Annotated in this window: 19 protein-coding genes; 16 read left to right on the top strand and 3 right to left on the bottom strand. The window is 65.1% G+C overall.

Annotation, left to right across the window (positions count from 1 at the left end; translation table 11 throughout):
• Positions 1-11 precede the first annotated feature (11 nt).
• The 7 genes from PCE31107_RS13320 (at position 12) to galE (ending at position 9,312) form a co-directional block, all read left to right on the top strand.
• Complete coding sequence (locus tag PCE31107_RS13320) at positions 12-1,424, top strand: PelD GGDEF domain-containing protein (protein WP_150608967.1); 1,413 nt, start codon at positions 12-14, stop codon at positions 1,422-1,424.
• On the top strand, positions 1,417-2,418 hold the full coding sequence (locus PCE31107_RS13315; RefSeq protein ID WP_017235435.1) for a tetratricopeptide repeat protein: 1,002 nt from the start codon (positions 1,417-1,419) through the stop codon (positions 2,416-2,418). The genes PCE31107_RS13320 and PCE31107_RS13315 overlap by 8 nt, the downstream gene beginning before the upstream one ends.
• Entirely contained in the window at positions 2,418-3,965 is a 1,548-nt protein-coding gene (gene pelF / locus PCE31107_RS13310) for a GT4 family glycosyltransferase PelF (RefSeq protein ID WP_150608965.1), read from the top strand. The genes PCE31107_RS13315 and pelF overlap by 1 nt, the downstream gene beginning before the upstream one ends.
• A complete protein-coding gene (pelG, locus tag PCE31107_RS13305; RefSeq protein ID WP_150608963.1) occupies positions 3,965-5,344 on the top strand; it encodes an exopolysaccharide Pel transporter PelG in 1,380 nt (459 codons plus the stop codon). Before pelF ends, pelG begins: the two co-directional genes overlap by 1 nt.
• Positions 5,345-5,364: 20 nt before the next feature.
• Complete coding sequence (locus tag PCE31107_RS13300; protein WP_150608961.1) at positions 5,365-6,264, top strand: endo alpha-1,4 polygalactosaminidase; 900 nt, start codon at positions 5,365-5,367, stop codon at positions 6,262-6,264.
• A gap of 162 nt (positions 6,265-6,426) precedes the next feature.
• Positions 6,427-8,259, top strand: coding sequence for a glutamine--fructose-6-phosphate transaminase (isomerizing) (gene glmS, locus PCE31107_RS13295; protein WP_017235439.1), 1,833 nt, complete (start codon positions 6,427-6,429; stop codon positions 8,257-8,259).
• A gap of 30 nt (positions 8,260-8,289) precedes the next feature.
• A complete protein-coding gene (gene galE / locus PCE31107_RS13290; RefSeq protein ID WP_150608959.1) occupies positions 8,290-9,312 on the top strand; it encodes a UDP-glucose 4-epimerase GalE in 1,023 nt (340 codons plus the stop codon).
• Positions 9,313-9,438: 126 nt separating this feature from the next.
• Here the strand turns inward: galE and PCE31107_RS13285 are convergent, their stop codons facing one another.
• Entirely contained in the window at positions 9,439-10,461 is a 1,023-nt protein-coding gene (locus PCE31107_RS13285) for a LacI family DNA-binding transcriptional regulator (protein ID WP_017235441.1), read from the bottom strand.
• A gap of 215 nt (positions 10,462-10,676) precedes the next feature.
• Between PCE31107_RS13285 and PCE31107_RS13280 the strand changes: the two genes are divergently transcribed.
• From PCE31107_RS13280 to PCE31107_RS13255, 6 genes are all read left to right on the top strand, one after another.
• Positions 10,677-11,492 carry an SDR family NAD(P)-dependent oxidoreductase gene (locus PCE31107_RS13280; RefSeq protein ID WP_150608957.1) on the top strand — a complete coding sequence of 272 codons (816 nt, stop codon included), beginning with the start codon at positions 10,677-10,679 and terminating at the stop codon, positions 11,490-11,492.
• Positions 11,493-11,604: 112 nt separating this feature from the next.
• The gene (locus tag PCE31107_RS13275; RefSeq protein ID WP_130025283.1) at positions 11,605-12,657 is read left to right on the top strand and encodes a TRAP transporter substrate-binding protein; all 1,053 of its coding nucleotides are present in this window, start codon (positions 11,605-11,607) and stop codon (positions 12,655-12,657) included.
• A 1-nt stretch (position 12,658) separates the two neighbouring features.
• Entirely contained in the window at positions 12,659-14,578 is a 1,920-nt protein-coding gene (locus tag PCE31107_RS13270) for a TRAP transporter large permease (RefSeq protein WP_130025285.1), read from the top strand.
• Positions 14,579-14,741: 163 nt separating this feature from the next.
• Complete coding sequence (locus PCE31107_RS13265) at positions 14,742-15,296, top strand: VOC family protein (protein ID WP_026132269.1); 555 nt, start codon at positions 14,742-14,744, stop codon at positions 15,294-15,296.
• Entirely contained in the window at positions 15,293-16,573 is a 1,281-nt protein-coding gene (locus PCE31107_RS13260; RefSeq protein WP_150608955.1) for a ribulose-bisphosphate carboxylase large subunit family protein, read from the top strand. The genes PCE31107_RS13265 and PCE31107_RS13260 overlap by 4 nt, the downstream gene beginning before the upstream one ends.
• Before the next feature lie 35 nt (positions 16,574-16,608).
• A complete protein-coding gene (locus PCE31107_RS13255) occupies positions 16,609-17,997 on the top strand; it encodes a four-carbon acid sugar kinase family protein (protein ID WP_150608953.1) in 1,389 nt (462 codons plus the stop codon).
• Here PCE31107_RS13255 and PCE31107_RS13250 read toward each other — a convergent pair.
• The gene (locus PCE31107_RS13250; protein ID WP_017235448.1) at positions 17,987-18,751 is read right to left on the bottom strand and encodes an IclR family transcriptional regulator; all 765 of its coding nucleotides are present in this window, start codon (positions 18,749-18,751) and stop codon (positions 17,987-17,989) included. The genes PCE31107_RS13255 and PCE31107_RS13250 overlap by 11 nt on opposite strands.
• Before the next feature lie 287 nt (positions 18,752-19,038).
• Here PCE31107_RS13250 and sauS point away from each other — a divergent pair, with 287 nt between their 5' ends.
• From sauS to PCE31107_RS13235, 3 genes are all read left to right on the top strand, one after another.
• The gene (sauS, locus tag PCE31107_RS13245) at positions 19,039-20,502 is read left to right on the top strand and encodes an acylating sulfoacetaldehyde dehydrogenase (RefSeq protein ID WP_150608951.1); all 1,464 of its coding nucleotides are present in this window, start codon (positions 19,039-19,041) and stop codon (positions 20,500-20,502) included.
• A gap of 8 nt (positions 20,503-20,510) precedes the next feature.
• Positions 20,511-22,118 carry an AMP-binding protein gene (locus PCE31107_RS13240; protein WP_150609119.1) on the top strand — a complete coding sequence of 536 codons (1,608 nt, stop codon included), beginning with the start codon at positions 20,511-20,513 and terminating at the stop codon, positions 22,116-22,118.
• A gap of 137 nt (positions 22,119-22,255) precedes the next feature.
• Positions 22,256-23,632: an MFS transporter gene (locus PCE31107_RS13235; RefSeq protein WP_017235450.1), complete on the top strand. Its 1,377-nt coding sequence runs from the start codon at positions 22,256-22,258 to the stop codon at positions 23,630-23,632.
• Between the two features lie 26 nt (positions 23,633-23,658).
• Here PCE31107_RS13235 and PCE31107_RS13230 read toward each other — a convergent pair whose 3' ends face one another.
• Complete coding sequence (locus tag PCE31107_RS13230) at positions 23,659-24,000, bottom strand: helix-turn-helix domain-containing protein (protein WP_240756283.1); 342 nt, start codon at positions 23,998-24,000, stop codon at positions 23,659-23,661.
• Positions 24,001-24,039: the final 39 nt, after the last annotated feature.

Genomic DNA, 24,039 nt, shown 5'->3' with positions numbered 1-24,039 from the left:
CGGGCCGCATCGTGAAAACCGCGACTCAACAGGACGCTGCCATCGACGCGAAGCCCGTCGGCCCGGAACAGGTGCGACGCTCGGAGCCGTTCGGCAACGTGAGCACCTATGGCCGACTGATCGCGCCGGCCGTGGCGCGCCCGGTAGCGGTCTTCGAGGTGGTCACCGGCATGGCGCTCGCCGTGGCGATTGCCTGGCTGCTGCGCCCCGGCGATCCGCTGCTCATCGGGCTGGGCTTTCCATGGATGTGGCTCGTCGCCCTGGTCATGGCGCTGCGCTACGGCGCGCTGCTCGGCGTGGTGGCGGGGCTCGTGCTTGCCGCCGTCTGGTACGGCTTGTATGGCTTGCATGGCGAGCCGTTCCCGGCGATGTTCTTCGTCGGCGGCTTCACGATGATCGTTGTTGGCGGGCACTTCTGCGACATCTGGGGCAACCGCGCGACCCGGGCTCGGGGCATCAACACGTATCTGAACGATCGCCTCGTCGCCATTACGAACAATCACTACCTGCTGCGTGTCTCGCACGAACGGCTCGAGCGCGATTTGCTCACCAAGCCGAGCACCATGCGCGACGCCATCATGCGATTGCGCGAATTGACGACCGCCAACAAGGCGGGCGCCGCGGCGCAAACGTTGCCCAACGCACAGCCGATGCTCGAGTTTGCCGCGCTGACGTGCCAGATCGAAGTGGCGTCGGTCTTCCCGGTGCACCTCGGGCGGCTGGTGCCCACGGCGGTGGCGTGCGTGGGCGAGGCGTTCACGCCCGTGGAGAGTGATCCGCTCGTGCAGACTTGCCTGCGCGAAGGCACGCTCTCGCATGTGCGCGACGACGTGACGGTCGGCGAGGGGAGTGCGTATATTGTGTGCGCACCGCTCACCGACACGGACGGCAACATCAACGGCATGCTGATCGTGCGCCGCATGTCGTTCCTCGCGCTCAATCACGACAACCTGCAATTGCTGCTGGTGCTGCTGGCCTATTACGCCGACGGCGTGGCGCAGCAGGGCGTGGTGGCGAGCGTGCGCGACGAGGTGCCAAGCGTGCCCTACGACTTCGCGCTGGAGTTGGGACGCCTTGCTCGCATGAAGCGCCAGAGCGGCATCCAGTCGTCGCTCGTGGCGCTCGTTTTCCCGCGCGGCGCGAGCGGCGATTCGCTGTTCGAGCAGACCGTGCGTTCGCGCCGGGCGCTCGACGCCTTGTGGATTCAGTCAGGCCCTCGTCAGCAAATCGCCATCGCCCTGATGCCGATTACCGATGAGAATGGCATCGACGGGTACCTCATCCGCATTGAGAGCGCGCTGCGTCAGCAATACGGGCTGGATTTCCAAACCGGTCACGTGGCGGTGCACTCGGCGAGCGTGGACGAGCGCGCCCCGGGCGAGGGGCTGAGCAAATTGCTGGAGCGCTGCCGCGATCATGCTTAAAAAACTGCTGGCGATCACGCTCGGTATCCTGGCCCTGCTCGCGCAGGCCCAGGCGGTGCGCACGCTCTTCGAGCCGGCCTGGCGGATCGACCCGCTCGTGGTCTTCTTTGGATGGCAACTGCTCACGGCAGTGCTCACCGCGACCTTCGTTCGTTCGGTACTGCCAGAGCATTACCACGGGCGTACCGGGGCGTTTTGGCACAGCCTGGCGATCAGCTTGTTCATGCCGGTGGGCGGTTTGCTGCTGTTCCTCGGCGTGATGGCGATCAGCGTGCTGTTCCCCGCGCCGAAAGAGCTCGCCCGCTCCGGGGCGGTTGACCGCCCCGAGTTCGTGACGTATCTGGTCTCGCGCGTCACGCACGGCGCCGGTGCGCGCCTGCGTGCGCGTTTGCGCAACACGCAAGGCACCAGCGAAGACCGCGTGGCCGCACTGGTGTCGGTGCAGGCCCTGCCGTCGCGGGCCACCGGCGAGATCATGCGTGACCTGCTGGCCGATCCGGTGGAAGAGATCCGGTTGCTCGCCTACGGGATTATCGACGGCGTGGAAAAGCAGATCATGCAGCGTATTTTCGACGCGCGCACCCAGCGCGATCGTGCAGAGAACGACGATGATCGTGCCGACGCGAACCATCGGCTCGCCGAGTTGTACTGGGAGCTGATTTATCAGAACCTCGTGCGTGGCGAGGTGTACCGATTCACGATGGAGCGCGTGGAGCGATTTGCCCGCGAGGCGCTCGCCCATCGCGAGAGCGATGCGGTCATGTGGTACCTGCTGGGCCGTTGCGCGCTGATGCGTCACGATCCGGAGCAAGCGGAACAGTGTCTGCAGCGTGCCGAGTTCCATCAATTTCCTGCGGACCGACTCGTGCCCTGGCTTGCCGAAGTCGCGTTCCTCAAACATCAATATGGACGGGTCGGGCAGATGCTCGCCGGGCTCGGGAATGGCACGGCCACCCCGATGCTGCAGCCCGTCATGCGTTTCTGGACCCGCTAATGCGTACCAACGAACGTCGCGCTGACTCGGCCGACATCGCTTTGCTGCTCGAAGGCACGTTCCCGTATGTGCGGGGCGGCGTGTCGTCGTGGGTGGATCAAATGATCCGCGCATTCCCGGATCTGACGTTTGCCGTCGTGTTCATCGGCAGTCGTCGCGAAGACTATGGCGACATGGTCTATCCGATGTACGACAACATCGTGCATTTCGAGGCGCATTATCTCTACGAATTCGAGGCGCCCGCGCCGATGCGCGCCGCCGAGGGTGACGCGCAGGCGTTCGAGAAGATGGAGAAGATGCATGACATGCTGCGTCGGCGCGACGACCTGCAAGGCATCGGCAAGCTGATTCACGACGTGATTCCGATGCTCGCCGAAGACGGCGAGATCAGCGAGGCCAATTTCCTGCACAGCCGGCGCTCGTGGGACATGATCACCGATCGCTACAAGAAGTACTGCCTGGATCCGTCGTTCACGGACTATTTCTGGACGATTCGGATCATGCACAAGCCGTTGTGGCAACTCGCGCGCATTTGCGACCAGTTGATCCCGGCCAAGGTGTACCACACCGTTTCCACGGGGTACGCGGGCTTCCTGGGCGCGTTGCTGCGCTTCAAGCACCAGCGTCCGCTGCTGGTCTCGGAGCACGGCATTTATACCAAGGAGCGCAAGATCGATCTGCTGCAGAGCCAGTGGATTCGAGACAACCGGGGCCTGTTCGAGCGCGACATCTCGCAGGTCGGTTATTTCCAGAACCTGTGGGTGCGCTTCTTCGAAGCGATGGGACGCGTGTGCTACGAGGCGGCCGACGAGATCACCGCGCTCTTCGAGGGCAATCGTCTGCGCCAGATCGCCGACGGCGCGCCCGAGCACAAGACCCGCAACACGCCCAATGGCATCTCGGTGGCGCAGTTTGCGCCGCTGCGCGAGCAGCGTCCGGCCGACATCCCGCCGGTGGTGGCGCTGATCGGCCGGGTGGTGCCCATCAAGGACATCAAGACGTTCATTCGGGCGATCTTCATCGCCAGCCGCCACATGCCGGGGCTGCAGGGGTGGGTGGTCGGCCCCGAGGAAGAAGATCCGGCCTACGCGCAGGAGTGTCGTGACATTGCGGCGAGCCTGGGGTTGGAAGACAGCCTTCGGTTCATGGGCTTTCAGAAGGTGTCCGACATTCTGCCGCAGGTCGGCGTCATGGCGCTGTCGTCGATTTCCGAAGCGTTGCCGCTGGTGGTGCTGGAGGCCTATGCGGCCGGCGTGCCCGTGGTGACGACCGACGTCGGCTCGTGCCGTCAACTGGTCGAAGGCCTGGGCGATGAGGATCGCGCCCTCGGGCCTGCCGGCAAGGTCGTGCAGATCGCCAACCCGGAGCAATTCGCCCAGGCGCTGCTCGACGTGCTCGAGCCCACCACCTGGCATGCGGCCCAGCGCGCGGCGATCGCGCGCGTCGAACGCTATTACACGATCACCCAGATGCAGGACGCCTATCGCAGTCTGTACGAGACACTGCTGGCGCGTCCCGCCGCCGGGGTGGTTGCGGGAGACCACTGATGGCCGGTATTGGCTTTGAACTTCGCAAGATTCTCCGGCGCGACACGCTGACCAGCACGCTGGCGGCCTATGGCTACGCCGGGGTCATCAGCGCGGGCCCGCTGATTCTCTCGATTCTCGGTATTCTGCTCATCGGCCTGATGAGCCTCGCGGTCGTGCAACCGCCGGGCCTCATCGTGCAGTTCCAGGTGTCGGTGACGTATCTGATCGCGTTCAGCCTCATCGTCACGGGCATACTTCAACTCTCGTTCACGCGTTTTCTGAGCGACCGGCTGTTCGAGCGGCGTCCCGATCTGGTGCTGCCGAACTACAACGCGGTCGCACTGGTCACGACGGTCGGCACGGGCATCATCGGTCTCATCCTCGCGCTGACCGTGTTCCGCGGCCAGTCGACGGGCTATCGGCTGTTGATGCTCACGGGCTTCGTGATCGTGAGCAATATCTGGATCGGCGTGTTGTTTCTCACGAGCGTGAAGCAATACCGTGCCGTGCTGGCGATCTTCTTCGTCGGCTACACCGTGACGGTGGTGAGTGCGGTGCTGCTCAACCGCTACGGACTCGAAGGGCTGCTCGGCGGTTTCGTCATCGGTCACCTGATCCTGTTGCTCGGCATGGTCTGTCTGATTCACCGCAACTACCGCACGGACGAATATCTGCTTTGGCAGGTCTTTGCGCGTCGCTTCTCGTATCCGTCGTTGATGTTCGTGGGTTTGCTGTTCAATCTGGGCATCTGGCTCGACAAGCTGATGTTCTGGTTCTATCCGGTCACCGGGCAGGACGTGATTGGCCCGCTGCGCGCGTCGGTGATCTACGATCTGCCGGTGTTCCTCTCGTACCTGTGCGTGATTCCGGGCATGGCGGTGTTTCTGCTGCGTATCGAGACGGATTTCGTCGAGTACTACGATCAATTCTTCAACGCGGTGCGCACCGGCGGCACGCTCAAGTACATCGAAGAATCGCGCGACATGATGGTGCGCTCGGTCCGCACCGGTCTGTACGAAATCCTGAAGATCCAGGCGGTCGTTACGCTGCTGATCTTCGCGTTCGGCGACAAGCTGTTACGGCTCATCGGCATTTCGGTGCTGTATCTGCCGCTGCTGCACATCGACGTCATTTCCGCGAGCCTGCAAGTGCTTTTCCTCGGAATTCTGAACATCTTCTTTTATCTGGACCGGCGTGGCACGGTGCTGGCGCTCACCGCCGCGATGGTCGTCGCCAACGGCCTGTTCACGTGGGCCACGCTGATGCTCGGACCGAATGCCTACGGCTACGGTTTCGCGCTGGCGCTGCTGGTCGTCGTGATGGTGGCGATGCAGTTGCTCGATCGCCGGCTCGATGCGCTCGAATATGAAACCTACATGCTGCAACAGCAGCGCTGACACTGCCGCTGCCGATCGCCATGTCTGACAACACGACGCAACCGCACGCCACTTGGTGGCGCTGCCCACTGGCTCGATTCATGGGCGGGGTGGTGGGGGTCTTTGCCGGCTTCTTCCTCAACACCGCATCGGCGCAGCCGCCTGTCTTCGGGCGCATTGCGTTTTTCTATGGCGCGACGCTCGACCCGAAGGCGCTTGCCGGCTACGATCAGGTGGTGATCGAGCCCGACAACGGCTTCGTGCCGAAGGCCGTCGACCCGGCCACCGAGCCCAAGGGCCGGCGCTGGATCGCTTACGTCAGCGTGGGCGAAGTCTTGTCCACGCGCGACTACTACGCCGCGATCCCGAAAGCGTGGCGCATTGGCCGCAATGGCGACTGGAAATCGGAAGTGATCGATCAGGCCGCCCCGGGCTGGCCTCAGTTTTTCGTGGAGAAGGTCATCGCGCCGTTATGGGCCAAGGGCTATCGCGGCTTTTTCCTCGACACGCTCGATTCGTACGAACTGGTCGCCAAGACCGATGCCGAGCGTGCGCGTCAGCAAGCCGGGCTGGTCGCGGTCATCAAGCGAATTCGGCGCCGTTTCCCGCGCGCCGAACTGATTCTGAATCGCGGTTTCGTGCTGATGCCCGAGGTGCACGGCGACGTGGCGGCCGTGGCGTTCGAATCGCTCTATCGCGGTTGGGACGAGGGGAATCAGCGCTACGTGGCGGTGCCGGAAGACGATCGCGCGTGGTTGCTCGCGCGGGCGCGCGAAGTGCGCGAGCGCTACGACCTGCCGGTGATTGCTATCGATTACTGCGCCCCCTCGGATACCGAGTGCGCCAGGCAAGCCGTTGCGCAGATTCGTGCGCAGGGCCTCATTCCTTACGTGGGCGACGGTCACCTCATGCAGGTCAATCCCGCCGCGGCGCAGAACTGACGCAGCGCACCGCGCGAGACAACGAAGAAGGCGAAAGACAATCCCGGCGAGCCGTCATCACCACGCCGGACATCAGACAGGTCAACACGCAGGCGAACGCAACCGACCATTCGGGCGGTGGCGTCGTGCTGCGCTCATCCAATTGATTGTTGAGGGGAAGTCATGTGTGGAATCGTGGGCGGCGTGGCACGCCGTGACGTGGTACCGGTGCTGGTCGAAGGACTGCGCCGTCTCGAATATCGTGGCTATGATTCGTGCGGCGTGGCCGTACTCGACGCAGCGCATCGGCTCACGCGCGTGCGCAGCGTGTCGCGCGTGGCGCAACTCCAGGCGCAACTGGCCGACGCGGCCATGGGCGCGGGACTGGGCATCGCGCACACGCGGTGGGCGACGCACGGCGCGCCGGCGACCGAGAACGCGCATCCGATCTTCTCGCGCGAAAGGATCGGGCTGGTGCACAACGGCATCATCGAGAACCATGAGGCGCTGCGCGAAGCGCTGCGGGCCAAAGGCTACGAGTTCACGAGTCAGACCGACACCGAGGTCATCGCCCATCTGGTCGATGCGCATTTCGCGGCGAACGACGGTGGCACGCTCGTGCACGCCGTGCGCTCGGCCGTAGCGCAATTGCGGGGCGCCTATGCCATCGCCGTCATCAGCAAGGACGAACCGGAGCGCATGGTGTGCGCGCGTCAAGGTTCGCCGCTCGTGATCGGCTTTGCGGCGGATGGGCATTTCCTCGCTTCCGACGCCATGGCGCTCGCCGGTCACTGCGACCGGTTCATGTATCTCGAGGAAGGCGACGTGGCGTTGCTCACACCCGCGCGCGTGTCGGTGCTCGACGCGCAGGGCGTGGAGGTCGAGCGTTCGGTGCGCGCGATGGCGGCGTACCAGTCCGAAGTCTCGCTGGGACCGTATCAGCATTACATGCAGAAGGAAATCTTCGAGCAGCCGCGGGCGATTGCGGACACGATTGCCGATATCACCGAGTTTTCTCCGGCCTTGTTCGGCGAAGGCGCCGCCGACGTCTTGCCGCAGGTGAACGGTGTGCTGATTCTCGCTTGCGGCACCAGCTACTACGCGGGGCTCACCGCCAAATACTGGCTTGAAGCGCTCGCCGGCATTCCCACGCAGGTCGAGATCGCTAGCGAGTACCGCTATCGCGAGTCGGTGCCCAATCCGCAAGCGCTCGTCGTGACCATCTCGCAGTCGGGAGAGACGGCCGACACGCTTGCCGCGCTCAAGCATGCCCAGAGCCTGGGACACGATCGCACGCTGGCGATCTGCAACGTGGCGACCAGCGCGCTTGTGCGGCAGACGGCGATGTCGTTCATCACGCGCGCGGGCACGGAAATCGGCGTGGCGTCGACCAAGGCGTTCACCACGCAACTCGTGTCGCTGTTCATGCTGGCCGTCACGCTCGGTGTCGAGCGCAAGCGCATCGATGCGAACGAAGCGGCACGCCACCTCGCGCAGTTGCGTCACTTGCCGGCGGCGCTCACGAGCGTGCTCGCGCTCGAGCCGCAGCTCATTGCCTGGGCGGCGCAATTTGCCGACGTGCCGAGCGCGCTGTTTCTCGGGCGCGGGCTGCACTATCCGATCGCCCTCGAAGGGGCGCTGAAGCTCAAGGAGATTTCGTACATCCACGCCGAGGCCTACCCCGCAGGGGAACTCAAGCACGGCCCGCTCGCGCTGGTCAGCGAGCAGATGCCGGTGGTGACCGTCGCCCCGAACGACGTGCTGGTGGAGAAGCTCAAGTCGAACATGCAGGAAGTGCGCGCGCGTGGCGGCGAACTCTACGTGCTGGCCGACGGCGATATGCGCATTGCCAGCGCGGACGGTATTCGTGTAATCCGCATGCCCGAGCATTACGGTGAGCTGTCGCCGGTGCTCCACGTGGTGCCTCTGCAATTGCTGGCTTATCATACGGCGTGTGCCCGGGGCGCCGACGTCGACAAGCCCCGCAATCTGGCGAAATCGGTGACCGTCGAATAGCCAACGGATGAGATGCCTCAAGGGCAAAGCATGAATACACTCGGAACCATTCTCGTGACCGGCGGCGCCGGTTACATCGGCTCGCATACCTGCGTCGAGTTGCTCGCGCACGGCTATGACGTGGTCATTCTCGACAATCTGGTCAACAGCCATCGGGAGGCGGTGCGGCGCATCGGTGAAATTGCCGGGCGCGCCCCGGTCTTTATCGAAGGCGACGCATGCTCGAAGCCCGTGCTCGACGACCTGTTCACGCGCTTCGGCATTACCGGCGCAATTCATTTCGCCGCGCTCAAGGCGGTGGGGGAGTCGGTCGAGATGCCGCTCGCCTACTATCGCAACAACATCGACAGCCTGCTCACGCTGGTCGAGACCATGCAGTCGCATGGCGTCAAGGATCTCGTGTTCAGCTCGTCGGCGACCGTGTATGGCAATCCGGCAACGGTACCCATCGACGAATCGTTCCCGCTGTCGGCGACGAATCCCTACGGTCAGACCAAGCTCATGGCCGAGACGATCCTGAACGACGTGGCCAAGGCGGACCCGAGCTGGCGTATCGCGCTGTTGCGTTACTTCAATCCGGTGGGCGCACACGAGAGCGGGCGCATTGGCGAGGATCCCGCCGGCGTGCCGAACAACCTGATGCCGTTCGTGGCGCAAGTGGCGGTCGGCAAGCTCCAGCGCCTGCGGGTGTTCGGCGGCGACTGGCCGACGCCGGACGGCACGGGCATGCGCGACTACATTCACGTGGTCGATCTCGCGCGCGGGCACCTGGCCGCACTCGATGCGCTCAAGCAACGCGATGGCGGCTTCACGGTTAACCTGGGCACCGGGCACGGTTACACCGTCCTGCAGGTTGTGAAGGCGTTCGAAGCCGCGAGCGGCCAGCCGGTGCCGTACGAAATCGTCGAGCGACGCGCCGGCGACATCGGTAGCTGCTACGCGGCGACCGCGATGGCGCGCGATCTCATCGGCTGGGAAGCCGAATACGGTATCGATCGCATGTGCGCCGATCATTGGCGCTGGCAGATGCGCAACCCGAACGGTTATCGCTGAGCCTGGTGTTTCGTCTTGGTCGGCCGACGTGTCGAGCACGGGGAAGGGGGCACGGGTTCGACGCGTCGGTACGCGTCACGCAAACCTGCGGGCACGGCGAGCAACGCCTCGCCGCCGTGCGATGGCTTACGGCAGATTCTCGCGAAAGATCACCTGGCTGCGATTCGCCTCGATGCCGGCGGACAGATCGCGTTTTTCGCGCAGATTGGCGAAGATGCGCACACAGTTCATGATGGCGCTTTGCGGGCTCTGGGTGATGACGGCATCCATCGAGCCGTCGATGAGCAGCGCGCGGGTGTCAGGCGTCAGTCCGTGCCCGATGAAGACCACCTTGTGTTGCATTCCCGCTTCCTTGAGCGCCTGCCCAACGCCTTCCGAACCACCGCCGATGTTGTAGATTGCCGCGAGATCCGGATGCTGTTCGAGCAGCGCCCGCGTCTGTCGGTAGTTGACCGCTTCGTCGTCGTAGCCTTCGCGAAGCCCGACGACCTGCATCTGCGGGTATTGCTCTGAGAAGAGCTGCAGAAATCCCGCCTCGCGTTCAACGTGCGCCTTGTAACTGAGCGAGCCCGCGATGAGCGCCACCTTCGCGTGCCGCTTCGCGCCGACGAAGCGCGCGATCAAATACGCCGCCGTTCGCCCTGCAGAGCCATTGTCCAACCCGACATAGGCGATGCGCCGCGAGTGCGACAGGTCGGACACCAACGTCACGGCCGCCACACCCTCGTCGGCCAGCGTGTCGACCGCCTCGCGCACTTTGGGATGCTCCAGCGGCATGAAGGCTACCCCGTTGCAGCCACGTCCACGCCGCAGCAATGCGGCTGACAGTGCGTCCGGATCGAACCCCTGGATGAACTGGACGCGACAGTTCACGTGATACGGCGCCCATTGGTTTTGCGAGCACTGTACCCATTCGCCCAGCATGCGAAGGAACTTGCTGCTGCGACCGGGCAGGACGAACAGCACCTGCGTGGGAGGCACCGCGCGAACCGCTTCCAGTGCCGGCTCAGGCAGGTATTGCAGCTCACCGGCCGCATGCAGCACGCGCTGCACGGTCGTCTGCCGCACGCCCTCGCGGCGATGCAGAACACGATCGACCGTGGCCGTGGAAACGCCCGCCAGACGTGCGATGTCGGCCAGATTGGGCATGTTTCGTCTCATTTGCTTCCCCTCGATGTGATGTGCGGCGGCGGTCTCGCTTGACGTGCCGTCGCGTCGACGATCACAGCATACTTCATCAAAACACATCAAATCACATCATGATTCAGAGTTGGTCGATCATGGCGTTGCGACCTATCGTACGTCTTCAAGACATCCACGAACGTACCGCCAGGCCGGTACGCGAATGCACAGGAGACATTGTGATGGCAGCAGTCGGTGAGTCGGCGCCGCGTCGGTTGGCGGGACGCGTGGCGTTGGTGTTCGGCGCGGGATCGGTCGGCGATGGATGGGGCAATGGCAAGGCGGCTGCCGTGGCCTATGCCCGCAGCGGCGCCAAGGTCGTGGCCGTGGACCGAGCGCAGGAAGCGGCTGACGTCACATGCCGTGTGATCGCCGACGAAGGCAACGACGCCGTTGCGCTGGCCGCCGATGTTACGCGCTGGGACGACGTGCAGCGTGCCGTGGCGTCCGCCATCGAGACCTACGGTCGCGTCGACATTCTGCACAACAATGTCGGCATTACCTCCCAGGGCGGGCCCGTGGAAACCACCGAGGACGTCTGGGATCGCGTGATGACGGTCAACGTCAAGAGCATGTTCCTCACGTGCAAGGCCGTGCTGCCGCTCATGGAGGCCCAGGGCAGCGGCGCGATCGTGAACATCGGCGCGCTCGGCGGCGTGCGCTGGACTGGCTATGCCTATTGCGCCTATGCGGCATCGAAGGGGGCGGTGAATTCGCTCACCCAGAGCGTGGCATTGCAGTATGCGGCCAAGGGCATCCGGGCGAACTGCATTCTGCCGGGCGTGATGGACACGCCGCACATCTATCAACAAATTTCCGGCTTTTACCCGAGCGCGCAGGCGATGGTGGAGGCGCGCAACCGTCTGTCCCCGACCGGTCGCATGGGGGATGGTTGGGACGTGGCAAATGCGGCCGTATTTCTGGCGTCGGACGAGGCGCGCTACATCAACGGCGTGGAATTGCTCGTCGACGGCGGCATGCACGTTCGCTGCAACTGACGCCACGCCGCCGGGAGGATCAATCGGCGAACGGGGTGTCGGCATTTCGCGCCGTCGCGCTTAACGCCGCGCCGACGCTTGTGTAAAAAACCATAAATCAGGAGACATGCGCATGACCGACTCAACTTCTCAGGGCCGACGCAACATTCTGCGCGCGCTTTCCGCCTTGCCCGCACTGGGTGTCGCGGGCGTTGCCGGTGTGACGGGCGCGCTGCCGCGCATGGCGCGTGCCGCGGCGCCGGCATACGTGTTCAAGTACGGCAACAATCTGCCGGTCAGCCACCCGCTGAACGTGCGGGCACAGGAGGTCGCGGCGCGCATCGCTTCGGAGAGCAAGGGGCGCATGGAACTGCGCATCTTCCCGAACAATCAGCTCGGCGGCGACACCGACATGCTCGCGCAAGTGCGCAACGGCGGTATCGACATTTTCAACGCCGGCACGATGGTGATTGCGACGCTCGCGCCGATCAGTGCCATTACGGCGGTCGGCTTTGCGTTCTCCAACTACGACCAGGTGTGGCACGCGGTCGACGGCAAGCTCGGCAACAGCATTCGCGAGACCTTCGCGAAGACGGGGCTCTACACCTTCGAGAAGATGTGGGACAACGGTTTCCGTCAGATCACGAGCGGCAACAAGCCCATCACGAAGGCGACCGATCTTGCCGGCATGAAGATTCGCGTGCCGGTGAGCCCGATGGGCATTTCGCTGTTCAAGTCGCTGCAGGCGTCGCCGACGAGCCTTCAGTTCAGCGAGGTCTACTCAGCACTGCAGACGCATGTTGTCGACGCGCAGGAGAACCCGCTCGCCATCGTGGAGACGGCGAAACTCTATGAAGTGCAGAAGTTCTGCTCGGTCACGAACCATAGCTGGGACGGCTATCACCTTGTCGTGAATGGCCGTTCGTGGCGCGCGCTGCCGGACGACCTCAAGGTCATTGCCGCGCGGGCCTTCAACGAGGCCGCGATCCAGCAGCGCGAAGACGTCTACAAGCTCAACACGGGCCTGCAGAACGCGCTCTCGAGCAAGGGGCTCGCGTTCAATGCCGCTGCGCCGGAGACGTTCCGCGCCCAGTTGCAGAAGTCGGGCTACTACACCGAGTGGAAGAAGAAATTCGGCCCGGAAGCGTGGGCGCTTCTCGAAGCGACGGCCGGCAAGGTGGCCTGAGATGACTCCCCGTCCTGCGCATTCCCCGCACGGCGCGCCCGCCGGGGACTCGCTGCCGGCGAGCGGTGCCGCCGACCTGCCGTTGCATGGCTGGCGGGCGTTCGTCGGCAGCCTCGATCGCGCCATCGGTTGGCTCACGGAGATTCCCGCGGCGCTGCTCGTGCTCGCGGACATCCTCGTGATGCTCGCCGGGGTCATCGCCCGCTATGTGTTCCATGCCCCGCTGGTCTGGGGCGACGAACTCGCCGGCATCCTGTTTCTCTGGATGTCGATGCTCGGCGCCGTGGTCGCGTTGCGGCGCGGCGAGCATATGCGCATGACGGCGTTCGTCGGCAAGGCATCGCCGTCGACACGGGCATTCCTCGACGTGTTGGCGATCGCCGCCGCGCTCGCGTTCCTGCTGCTCATCGTGCATCCGGCGTACGAGTACGCGTCGGAGGAGGCGTTCGTGATCACGCCCGCGATGGAGATCAGCAACGTCTGGCGCGCGGCGGCGTTGCCGGTTGGCGTGGCCTTGATGCTCGTGGTGAGCGTATTGCGGCTGCTGCGCACCGCGCCCGCCGCGCGGGTGATCCAGGCCGTAGCGCTGGTGGGCGTGGTGTGCGTCGGCTTCTGGCTGCTCGGACCGGTGCTGGCGCCGCTCGGGCGCTGGAATCTGGTCATCTTCTTCGCGGGTGTCGTCGGGGCGTGCGTGTTCGCGGGCGTGCCGATCGCGTTCTCGTTCGCCCTGGCGACCTTCGGCTTTCTCGCGCTGACAACGCACACGCCGATGGTCGTGCTCGTGGGCCGGATGGACGAAGGCATGTCGCACCTGATCCTGCTGGCGGTGCCGCTGTTCGTCTTCCTCGGGTTGCTGATCGAGATGACGGGCATGGCGCGGGCGATGGTGCAGTTTCTCGCGAGCCTGCTCGGTCATGTGCGTGGCGGCCTGAGCTATGTGCTCATCGGCGGGATGTACCTGGTGTCGGGTATCTCCGGCTCCAAGGCGGCCGATATGGCGGCCATCGCGCCCGTGCTGTTCCCCGAGATGAAGAAGCGCGGGGCGGATCCCGGCGATCTCGTGGCGTTGCTCTCGACGACGGGCGCGCAGACCGAGACCATTCCGCCCTCGATCGTGCTGATCACCATCGGGTCGGTGACGGGGGTGTCGATTTCGGCGCTGTTCACCGGGGGCTTGCTGCCCGGCGTGGTGCTCGGCATTGCGCTGTGCAGCGTGGTGTGGTGGCGTTATCGCCACGAGGATCTGTCCGGTGTGGAGAAGGCGAAGAAGGGTGATGTGTGGCGCGCCTTCGTGTACGCATTGCCGGCGGTGGCGCTGCCGTTCGTGATTCGTGCGGCGGTCGTCGAGGGCATTGCGACGGCCACCGAGGTATCGACCATCGGCATCGCATATTCGGTCGTGGCGGGCTTGCTGCTCTATCGCAGGTTCGACACGCGGCGGCTGCTGCCGATGCTGATCGAGACGGCAGCCTTGTCGGGCGCGATCATCTTCATCATTGGTGCGGCGACCGGCATGGCGTGGGGACTCACGCAATCGGGCTTCGCGCAGGACTTCGCGGCCGCGATGGAACGCGTGCCCGGTGGAAGTGCGGGTTTCATCGTGGTGTCCATCGTCGCGTTCATCGTGCTGGGCAGCGTGCTCGAGGGCATTCCGGCCATCGTGCTGTTCGGACCGCTGATGTTTCCGATCGCCCGCGCGGTTGGCGTGCACGAGGTGCATTACGCGATGATCGTGGTGCTCTCGATGGGGCTGGGGCTGTTCGCACCACCGTTCGGCGTGGGGTATTACGCCGCCTGTGCCATCGGCAAGGTCGACCCCGCGAAAGGCATGCGGGCGATCTGGGGCTATCTCGCGGCGCTCATCGTCGGTTTGATCTGCGTGGCGGCAATTCCCTGGATCTCGATCGGCTTCCTTCATTGACGAAGCCGCCGACACCGCCGACACCGACGACACCACGGCGCGGCAAGTGAACCATGCAGTGGTATGCATCACCACATTCAAGGATGGCGGCGGGCGGGGTCGATTCGCCTCGCGTGGCGCCGCCCATCCGGACCTTACGCAAAAGACGATTACAGAGAAGACCATGAGCAGATTCTTCGGCGAGATTCGCCAGGTGGCATACCTTGTGCCGGACATCGAGGCGGCAATGACCTATTGGTCAAACGTACTCGGTGTCGGGCCGTGGTACTACAACCCCAAGGTGCCGATCCGCAACTACACCTATCGCGGCGAGCGCTTCGAACCGCACAACGCCGTGGCGCTGGCGAACGCGGGCGGGTTGCAGATCGAATTGCTGCAGATCCGCAACGACGTGCCGTCGATGTACCGCGACTTCCTCAATGCCGGGCGCAGCGGGGCGCAGCACGTGGCGTACTGGACCGAGGACTTCGACGCCGATCTGGCGCGCGCGCGCGACGCCGGGTTCGAAGTCTGCATGAGCGGTGAAGTCGGCGAGAACGGCCGCTTCGTTTATTTCGAGGACCGCAGCGCCGACCCCGGCTGTCATCCCGGGACGACGATCGAGCTGTCCGAAGTCGCCGGCCCGAAGGGCAAGCTCTTCACGATGATTCGCGAGGCTGCGGCCGCCTGGGACGGCACCGATCCCGTGCGCGCCTTTCCGGACCTCACGACGCTATGAGCGCGACCCTGTCTGCCACCTATCTGATCGAGACGCCGCTCGATCCGCGCAAGGTCGCCGAAGTCATGGCCGGCGAGCAGTCCTGCGGCACATTTACCCGCGTGGCGGGAGAGACGGATGCGCTGCGTGAGCGCGCGCGCGCCGTGGTCGAAGCGGTCGACCTCGTGGGCGACGTTGCGCAGCCGTCGTTGCCGAACGCCTTTCTCGAGCGCAAGGGCATCCGTGGCCCGTGGCATCGGGCCCGTGTTCGGATAGCGTTTCCGTATGACAACGTCGGCGTCAATCTGCCAACGCTCGCGGCCACGCTGGCGGGCAATCTGTATGACCTTGGCGAAGTGACGGGCATGCGGCTGGAGCGCATCGCGTTGCCGGCGAGCTACCGACAGCAGTTCGACTTTCCGCGCTACGGCATCGCAGGCACGCGCGAGGCGACGGGCGTGCGCGAAGGCGTGCTGGTCGGCACGATCCTCAAGCCGAATGTCGGCATGAGCGCCGCGGAAACGGCGGCGCTGGTCGCGCGACTGTGCGCGGCGGGCGTGGACTTCATCAAGGATGACGAAGTGTGTGCCAACCCCGTGCACGCGCCGCTCGCGCAGCGGGTGCCCGCGGTGATGGCTGCCGTACGCGAGCATCGGGCGCGCACCGGCAAGCAGGTGATGGTGGCCTTCAATATCACCGACGAAACGGATGCGATGCGACGTCATGCCGATCTCGTGACGCGCGAAGGCGGCAATTGCGTCATGGTGAGCCTGAACTGGTGCGGATTCTCTGCCGTGCAGACGCTGCGCCGTCACACCGATCTGGCAATCCACGCGCATCGGAACGGCTACGGTGCGATGTCGCGCGATCCGATGCTGGGCATGGGCTTTCAGGCCTATCAAACCCTCTGGCGACTGGCCGGTGTCGATCACATGCATGTGCATGGCCTGCAAGGCAAGTTCGCGCAGGCCGACGAGGAGGTGATCGAGTCGGCGCACGACTGCTATGCGCCGCTGGCCGTCGATGCTGCCGAGCAGGACATCGGGCGAGACCAGGTGATGCCGGCGTTCTCGTCGGGGCAATGGGCCGGCACGGTGCCGGCGACCTGGCGCGCCGTCGGCCGCGACGATCTGCTCTTCATGGCGGGCGGCGGCATTCTGGCGCATCCCGATGGCCCGGCGGCGGGCGTGCGGAGTCTGCGCGACGCTTGGGCGGCGGTGCGTGCCGGCCAGTCGCTCGAAGAGGCGTCTCGCGATGCGCCCGCGTTGGCGGCCGCGTTGCGATTCTTTGGCCATTGACCGGTGCTGCCATGCCTATCGAATCTCCGGCGGATATGACACATCGTCCCCAACTGCTTTATTACGGCGATGACTTCACCGGTGCGACGGATACCCTGGCGAGTGCGGCACGCGCAGGCTTGCGCAGCATTCTGCTGTTCGCGCCCCCGGATGCGGCGCGTCTCACGACGCTCGGGCCACTCGATTGCCTGGGAATCGCCGGCGTGTCGCGCTCGCTCGCGCCGGCCCGCATGCGTGAAGAGCTGGCGCCGATTGCGGCGCTGGCCCGGCACTTGCAACCCACGGTGTTGCATTACAAGACCTGCTCGACGTTCGATAGCGCGCCGGAGGTCGGAAGCATTGGCGAGGCCGTGAGTGTGTTGTCGTCGTCGATGCCGAGCCCATGGGTCGCGATCGTCGGGGGACAGCCCAATCTTGGCCGCTACTGCCTTTTCGGCAATCTCTTCGCTGCGGCCGGCGTGGGCGGTGAAGTCGTACGCATCGACCGGCATCCGACGATGAGCCGTCATCCGGTGACGCCGATGCATGAAGCCGATCTGCGGCGTCATCTGGCGCAGCAGGGCCTGAACGATATCGGTCTCGTGCCTTGGACATGCTACGACACTCCGCCGGGGGACGACGTTGGGGAGACCGCTGCGACCAATGCCATGTCGGCGCGTGTCGACGCATTACGGGCCGAGGGTGTGGTCAACGTGCTCTGGGACGTGGCCCGGCAGGGTGACTTGCCGCAGATCGGCGCGCAGCTCTGGGGCGCGGCGCGGCGCTCACCGCTGCTGGCCGTAGGGCCGAGCAGCGTGACGCAGGCGCTGGCAAGCGCGATGTCGCGAAGCGGCGAGGCAGTGAATGACGATGTCCCGCCGGCGAAGGGTCCAGTGCTGGTGCTGGCGGGAAGCCTGTCGCCGGTGACGGCGGCCCAGGTGACGGCAGCGGTGTCGTTCGAGGTCGTGCGCCTCGACGCCGCCCGACTGATCGAGCCGGATGGTCGCTACTGCCGCGAGGCCGCCGCGCAACTGGCCACGCACCTTCGCGCCGGACGCCACATGCTCGCCTGCACCGTGCCGTTCGCCGACGCATCGACTGAATCCCCCCCCCAACCGTCGACGCAGAATCGGGCGGTCCCTGCGCTGGCATTGGCGCAAGCGGGCGGGCGGCTGCTCAGGCAGGTGCTGGACGAGGTGCCCGTCTCCCGCATGGCGATTGCCGGCGGTGACACGTCGAGCCACGGCGTGCGCGCGCTCGATGCCTGGGGGCTGGCTTACGCGGGCATGGTGTCGCCGGGGGCGCCCTTGTGCCGGCTTCGCAGCGATGCGCCAGCGCTCGACGGCATGGAGATACTGCTCAAAGGCGGGCAGATGGGCGGGGTCGATCTGTTCGAACGTCTGGTGCGTGGCACATCGTCACGCAACGAGTCACTCAGTTCTTGAAGGTTTTCGCCGTCTCCTCGGCGGCGAATCTCAGCTCCGGCTCGAAGGCGAGGAGATCATCGAGCGTCAGCCGTCCGATGGGGGCCTGCACCGCAATGGCCGCGCAGGCGCGATTGCGGTTGAGCATGACCGGCACCGCAATCGCAATCAAGCCCTGCAAGTGTTCCTGATTGTTGATGCCCATCTTGCGCCGGCGCGTGCGCTCGAGTTCGGTGCGAAATTCACCGCGGTCGGTCAACGTCTGCTCCGAGAATTTGCGCAGCGGCAGGGTTTCGATCAGCCGTTCACGCCGTTCCTTCGGCAGGAAGCTCAGTAGCAGCTTGCCGCTGGCCGAGCAGTGCATCGGCACGTGCGAACCCGGCTGCAGGTGCATGCGCAGCGGCCATTCCGTCTCCACACGATCCACATAAATCACGTCGTTGCCCGAGAGCATCGTGAGGTTGCACGTCTCGCCGATACGCGTGACCAGTTGCTCGAGCAAGCCGTGCCGCGCGGCGGCGGCGCCGGTCTGCATCAGCACGTTGATCGCCAGCGCACGAACGCGCGGCGAGCATTCGTAGCGGCGGTCGTTGGCGCTGCGCGTGATGAGCCAGGCGTCCTTGAGCTGGGTGAGGATGCGATGCACCGTCTGCTTCGGCAAATCCAGCGCGTTGACGAGATCCATCATCGAGAGCGGCCCGCCAGCCGTCGCCAGGGTCTCGAGCACGCGGAACGCCCGCACCGCGGCTGCGTTCGATTGATTCGATGCCGTCATGTCGTCTCCTGATGCCATGCCTCGCGCAGTCCCGGTCTGCCGATGCGACGGGTTCCGACTCGCCGCACCTGCGACTCCCACATTCCGGCTTCGCTGTTTAACGTGATTTTGCATCGTTTTCATCACTTTTGCGGACCACATCGGTCCCGAATATCGAGACGACCGATACACCTGTCCAATGTGTCCGGTTTGTCCGGGAATTTGAGACCTGCGACACCACCCGGTTGGCTAGATTGGAGTCGCGAACCCAAGCCACAACCGGCGCCTTGCGCATCAGGAGACATCACATGAATTCACGGGCCTTCGGAGCCATCGTTCCTCCAACCGGCACCCGCGCCGACGCGCTTGCGCAGCAGGACGTCGACGCTCAGGTCGCGGCACTCGTCGCCCGCGCGCAAGCGGCGCAGCGCGACTTCGCGAGCGCGGGGCAACACACGCTCGACATGGCGGCCAGCGCGGCGGCGTGGGCGATCATGGAGCCGTCGCGCAATCGCCAACTGGCCGAACTCGCGGTGCGCGACACCGGACTCGGCAACGTCGACGACAAGTTCCAGAAGAACTTCCGCAAGACACTCGGCCTGCTGCGCGATCTGCACGGGCGCAAGACGCATGGCGTCATCGCGCGGGACACAGAGAAAGGCATCGTAGAGATTGCGCGTCCGGTGGGCGTCGTCGCGGCGATCACGCCGTCCACCAACCCCGCGGCCACCCCCGCGAACAAGATTGTCAACGCGCTCAAGTGTGGCAATGCGGTGATCGTCGCGCCGTCGCCCAAGGGACATTCGGCGTGCGCGTTATTGCTCGAATTCATTCACGCGGAACTCGCCAAGGCCGGGTTGTCGCCGGACCTCGTGCAGATGCTGCCTGCGCCGATCACCAAGGCCGCCACGGCGGCGCTGATGCGTCAGGCGGACCTGATCGTCGCCACCGGCTCGCAGGCGAACGTGCGCATGGCCTATACGAGCGGCACGCCGGCGTTCGGCGTCGGAGCGGGCAACGTGGCGTCGATCGTGACGGCCAGCGCCGATTTGACCGATGCGGCGGGCAAGATTGCGCGCTCCAAGACCTTCGATAACGCGACGAGTTGTTCGTCGGAGAACAGTGTCGTGATCGAAAACCCGGTCTACGACGCCATGATCGACGCGCTGCGTGCCGCCGGCGGCGTGCTGCTGAGCGCCAGCCAGAAGCGCGCACTTCAGGACGTCATGTGGGTGGACGGCAAGCTGGCGGGCGGATGTACGGCGAAAGCGGCGCAAACGATCGCGCAGTTGGCCGGGCTCGACGACGTGGCGGCGCAGCGACCGGCGTTCCTGATGGTCGAGGAGTCGGGCGTGGGCGCCGATCATCCGTTCTCGGGCGAAAAACTCTCGCCGGTACTCACGGTCTATCGTGCCGGGAACTTTGCCGAGGCGGCATCGCTCGTCGAGCGGATCTACGCCTACATGGGCGCGGGCCATTCCGTCGGACTGCATGGGTCGGATCCGGCGCAGGCGGTGACGTTGGCCGAGACGTTGCCGGTCGCACGCGTGATCGTCAACCAGGCGCATTGCTTCGCAACGGGTGGTAATTTCGACAACGGCCTGCCGTTCTCGTTGTCGATGGGCTGCGGCACCTGGGGGAAGAACAATTTCACCGACAACCTCGGCTTTCGTCAGTACCTGAACGTGACACGCGTGGCGTTCCCCATCGCATCGGCCGTGCCCGACGTCGACGATCTGCTGGGCGACTATTTCGGGAGCGTCGGACGATGAACGCGCCCATGAATCTGGCGTCGGTCGCCGACGTCACAGCCCACGAAACCCAGAGGACGCCGCGCACGCTGCGCGAGCTCATCGACACCCAAGCCGACGCGTTCGGCCAAAAGACCTACCTGCTGACGACCCGCGAGACGGGCGACGACACCGTCACGCTCACCTTTACCGGCTTGCGCGACGATTGCCGCGAACTCGCCCGACGATTTGCCGCCGCCGGACTGCGCCAGGGGGACATCGTGTCGGTCTGCATGGGCAACGGCCTTCAGACGGCACGGTTGATTCTCGCGGCGATGTACAGCGGCCTGATCGTCAACCCCATCAACCTGCTGTGCCAGCCTGCGCAGATGGAGTACATCGTGGAGCACTCGGACACACGCCTGATCTTCGTGTCCGAGGCGATGCTGCCCGCCATCGCGCAAGCGGTGGACGCGTTGCGCGCGCAAGGCATGACGCGACCCGTGGCGCTCGTCTGCACTTCGCCCGAGGCGACAACGTTGCCCGAGATTGCCCCGCTGACGCAACTTGCCGCGCCGGTACCGGCGGAGATGCACGGCGTCGCGTTGCTCATGTACACGTCGGGCACGACAGGCGTGCCGAAAGGGGTGATGCTCACGCACGGGAACCTGCTGGCCAATGCGGGGTTCATCAGCGCGGAGCATTGTCTGACGCCGCACGACCGTGTGCTCGCGTCGCTGCCGCTCTATCACATCAACGGACTCGTGGTCACACTGCTCGCGCCGTTGTTTCACGGCGGCTCGGTCGCGATGGCGCCGCGCTTTTCGGCGCGCACGTTCTGGCGCGACGTGACGGCCGCGCAATGCTCGTGGATCAATGTGGTGCCGACCATCGTGGCCTATCTGCTCGAAGGCGAGGTGCCGGACCGCACCGCGCTGGCGGCGCTGCGCTTTTGCCGAAGCGCCTCGGCGGCGCTACCGGCGGATCACCATCGAGCCTTCGAGGCGCGCTTCGGTATCGGCATCATCGAGACGATGGGCATGACCGAGACGGCGGCCCCAGTGTTCAGCAATCCGCTCGACGCGACCCGGCGACGCGTGGGCAGCATCGGCTTGCCGTCGGGCGGCGAGGCGAAGGTGATCCGGCGCGACGGCGCACCGACGGCCCCCGGCGAGACCGGCGAACTGGTGTTGCGCGGCGCACAGGTCATGTGCGGTTACTACAAGCGCCCGGACGAGACATCGGCCACCTTCACGGCCGATGGTTGGCTGCGTACCGGCGACCTTGGCTACTGCGACAGCGACGGGTATTTCTATATCACCGGACGTGCCAAGGAGTTGATCATCAAGGGCGGCGAAAACATTGCGCCGCGCGAGATCGACGAAGCCCTCATGCGTCATCCGGGCGTGCTGGAGGCGGCTGCGGTAGGCGTGCCGGATCCCGCGTATGGACAAGACATCGTGGCGTTCGTGGTGGTCCGCGAGCGGGGCAGTGACGCCAACGGCAGCGACTGCGCGCCGCCCGATGCGGTGGCGCTTCGCGAACACTGCCTGCAAACGCTGGGGCGCTACAAGACGCCAAAGGAATTTCGTTTCGTGACGGATTTGCCCCGTGGCCCCTCGGGCAAGGTGCAACGCCTCAAGCTGCTGAAAAGCTAACGCGCGGCAGCGCAAGGACGCAAGCTCAAGACCCAAGACTCAAGAAAGACCCAAGGCCCGCGAGGGCAACCCGCTTCACTTTGCAGGACACGATCGCATGCGCAAGACGCGTGTGACGTAAATACATAGGAGACAACATGGACAAGCGCACCGGTCGCGTGAAGACGCGCCACATCATCCTGGCGGTCATGTGCCTGATGTATTTCATCTCGTACATCGATCGTGTCAACATCGCCGTCGCCGGCCCGTTCATCCGACAGGAGATGGGGCTGACGACGGTGCAACTCGGACTCGTGTTTTCAGCGTTCGCCTATCCGTATGCCGCGATGCAGATCTTTGGCGGGTGGCTGGCTGACCGTTTCGGGCCGAAGCTGGTGCTCACGGTGCTCTCGCTGATCTGGGGCGCCGCAACGCTGGCCACCGGGTTTGCCGGCAGCATCGCGACGCTGGTGGCGTTGCGCTTCGTGCTGGGCGTAGGCGAGGGCGGCGCGTTTCCGACGGCCACGCGCGCCTTCACGTACTGGATGCCGGTCAGCGAACGCGGCTTCGCGCAGGGCATCACGCACAGCTTCGCACGCCTGGGGGGCGCCATCACGCCGCCCGTGGTGCTGGCGATCGTCGTGGCGTTCGGCTGGCGCGAGGCATTCATCGTGCTCGGGGTGGTGAGCCTCGCCTGGACGATGCTCTACATGAAGGTGTTTACCAACACGCCGGAGCAACATCGTCGCATCACGCCCGAGGAGACGGCCGAGATCGGCTACCGCGCGGGCGATTGCGAACGGGCGAAACGTGCGTCGACGCCGTGGCGCAAGCTCGTGCGTCGCATGTGGCTGGTGACGTTCGTGGACTTCTGCTATGGCTGGCTGCTGTGGGTGTACCTCACGTGGATGCCTTCCTATCTGCGTGAATCGCAGGGCTTCGATCTCAAGCAACTCGCGTTGTTCACGTCGCTGCCGCTGCTCGCCGGCGTCATTGGCGACACGCTCGGTGGCGTGGTCTCGGACAAGCTGTACAAGATGACCGGCCGGTTGCGCCTCGCGCGGGTATCGGTGATGGTGGTCGGCATGGGCGGTTCGCTGGCTTTCCTGTTGCCGATGACGCGGGTGTCCGATCCGATGGTGGCGGTGTTTTTGCTCTCGGCATCGTTCTTCTTCCTCGAAATCACCAACCCGGTGCTCTGGACGCTGCCGCTCGACATTGCGGGCAAATATGCGGGCACCGCGGGCGGGATGATGAACACCGGCTTCGGCCTTGCCGGCATGATTTCGCCGGTGGCGTTCGGGTATCTCATCGAGACGACCGGCAGCTACAACGTGCCGTTCGCGATCTCGGCCGCGTTGCTCGGGGTGGGCGTGATTGCGGCACTGTTCATCGACACGAGCAAGACCGTCGAGAAGGATGAGGAAGCGGCGGAGCGCGAAGCGATCGCTGGAGCGGCTGACGCCGCGCCGGCCTGGGTCGGGGTCGGACCGCAGCGACATCCGCTGCGCCGGCCGTTGCGGTGGCGCCGGTAAGGGGGGCGGCGGCGGCGCCGCCGGCTTCACCGTAAAGGCAAGGACGTGTCCGCCCACCTCACGCGTGGGCGGTGCCGCTCGTGAGTTCGATGCCGCTGAACGAACTCGCTCGGGGTCTCGCCGCACAGGCGCTTGAAATGGCGTGCCAGATGACTCTGGTCGAAGAACCCGACATCGGTGGCCACGTGGGAGCCCGGCACCCCAGCGAGCAGGAGTCGCTGCGCAGCAGCAACGCGCACGCTGCACAGATAGCGATGGGGCGCCTCGCCGAATCGCTGTCGAAATGCCGTGGCGAAACGCGACACCGACAGCGCACACATCTCGGCCAACTGCGGTACGGAGAGCGCTTCATTGAAATGCGATTCCATGAACGCGCGTGCGTCGTCGAGCGTGCCGGTCGGCGCGGG

Origin of the sequence: Pandoraea cepalis (assembly GCF_902459625.1) — a bacterium.
Classification (GTDB): domain Bacteria; phylum Pseudomonadota; class Gammaproteobacteria; order Burkholderiales; family Burkholderiaceae; genus Pandoraea; species Pandoraea cepalis.
This window is presented reverse-complemented; position numbering and strand designations above follow the sequence as displayed.

What these genes read in the sequence shown, in the direction of transcription:
- PCE31107_RS13315 (WP_017235435.1), top strand. Translation starts at nt 1,417, where the DNA reads ATGCTTAAAAAACTGCTGGCGATCACGCTCGGTATCCTGGCCCTGCTC.
- pelF (WP_150608965.1), top strand. Translation starts at nt 2,418, where the DNA reads ATGCGTACCAACGAACGTCGCGCTGACTCGGCCGACATCGCTTTGCTG.
- pelG (WP_150608963.1), top strand. Translation starts at nt 3,965, where the DNA reads ATGGCCGGTATTGGCTTTGAACTTCGCAAGATTCTCCGGCGCGACACG.
- PCE31107_RS13300 (WP_150608961.1), top strand. Translation starts at nt 5,365, where the DNA reads ATGTCTGACAACACGACGCAACCGCACGCCACTTGGTGGCGCTGCCCA.
- glmS (WP_017235439.1), top strand. Translation starts at nt 6,427, where the DNA reads ATGTGTGGAATCGTGGGCGGCGTGGCACGCCGTGACGTGGTACCGGTG.
- galE (WP_150608959.1), top strand. Translation starts at nt 8,290, where the DNA reads ATGAATACACTCGGAACCATTCTCGTGACCGGCGGCGCCGGTTACATC.
- PCE31107_RS13285 (WP_017235441.1), bottom strand. Translation starts at nt 10,461, where the DNA reads ATGCCCAATCTGGCCGACATCGCACGTCTGGCGGGCGTTTCCACGGCC.
- PCE31107_RS13280 (WP_150608957.1), top strand. Translation starts at nt 10,677, where the DNA reads ATGGCAGCAGTCGGTGAGTCGGCGCCGCGTCGGTTGGCGGGACGCGTG.
- PCE31107_RS13275 (WP_130025283.1), top strand. Translation starts at nt 11,605, where the DNA reads ATGACCGACTCAACTTCTCAGGGCCGACGCAACATTCTGCGCGCGCTT.
- PCE31107_RS13270 (WP_130025285.1), top strand. Translation starts at nt 12,659, where the DNA reads ATGACTCCCCGTCCTGCGCATTCCCCGCACGGCGCGCCCGCCGGGGAC.
- PCE31107_RS13265 (WP_026132269.1), top strand. Translation starts at nt 14,742, where the DNA reads ATGAGCAGATTCTTCGGCGAGATTCGCCAGGTGGCATACCTTGTGCCG.
- PCE31107_RS13260 (WP_150608955.1), top strand. Translation starts at nt 15,293, where the DNA reads ATGAGCGCGACCCTGTCTGCCACCTATCTGATCGAGACGCCGCTCGAT.
- PCE31107_RS13255 (WP_150608953.1), top strand. Translation starts at nt 16,609, where the DNA reads ATGACACATCGTCCCCAACTGCTTTATTACGGCGATGACTTCACCGGT.
- PCE31107_RS13250 (WP_017235448.1), bottom strand. Translation starts at nt 18,751, where the DNA reads ATGACGGCATCGAATCAATCGAACGCAGCCGCGGTGCGGGCGTTCCGC.
- sauS (WP_150608951.1), top strand. Translation starts at nt 19,039, where the DNA reads ATGAATTCACGGGCCTTCGGAGCCATCGTTCCTCCAACCGGCACCCGC.
- PCE31107_RS13240 (WP_150609119.1), top strand. Translation starts at nt 20,511, where the DNA reads ATGAATCTGGCGTCGGTCGCCGACGTCACAGCCCACGAAACCCAGAGG.
- PCE31107_RS13235 (WP_017235450.1), top strand. Translation starts at nt 22,256, where the DNA reads ATGGACAAGCGCACCGGTCGCGTGAAGACGCGCCACATCATCCTGGCG.
- PCE31107_RS13230 (WP_240756283.1), bottom strand. Translation starts at nt 24,000, where the DNA reads ATGGAATCGCATTTCAATGAAGCGCTCTCCGTACCGCAGTTGGCCGAG.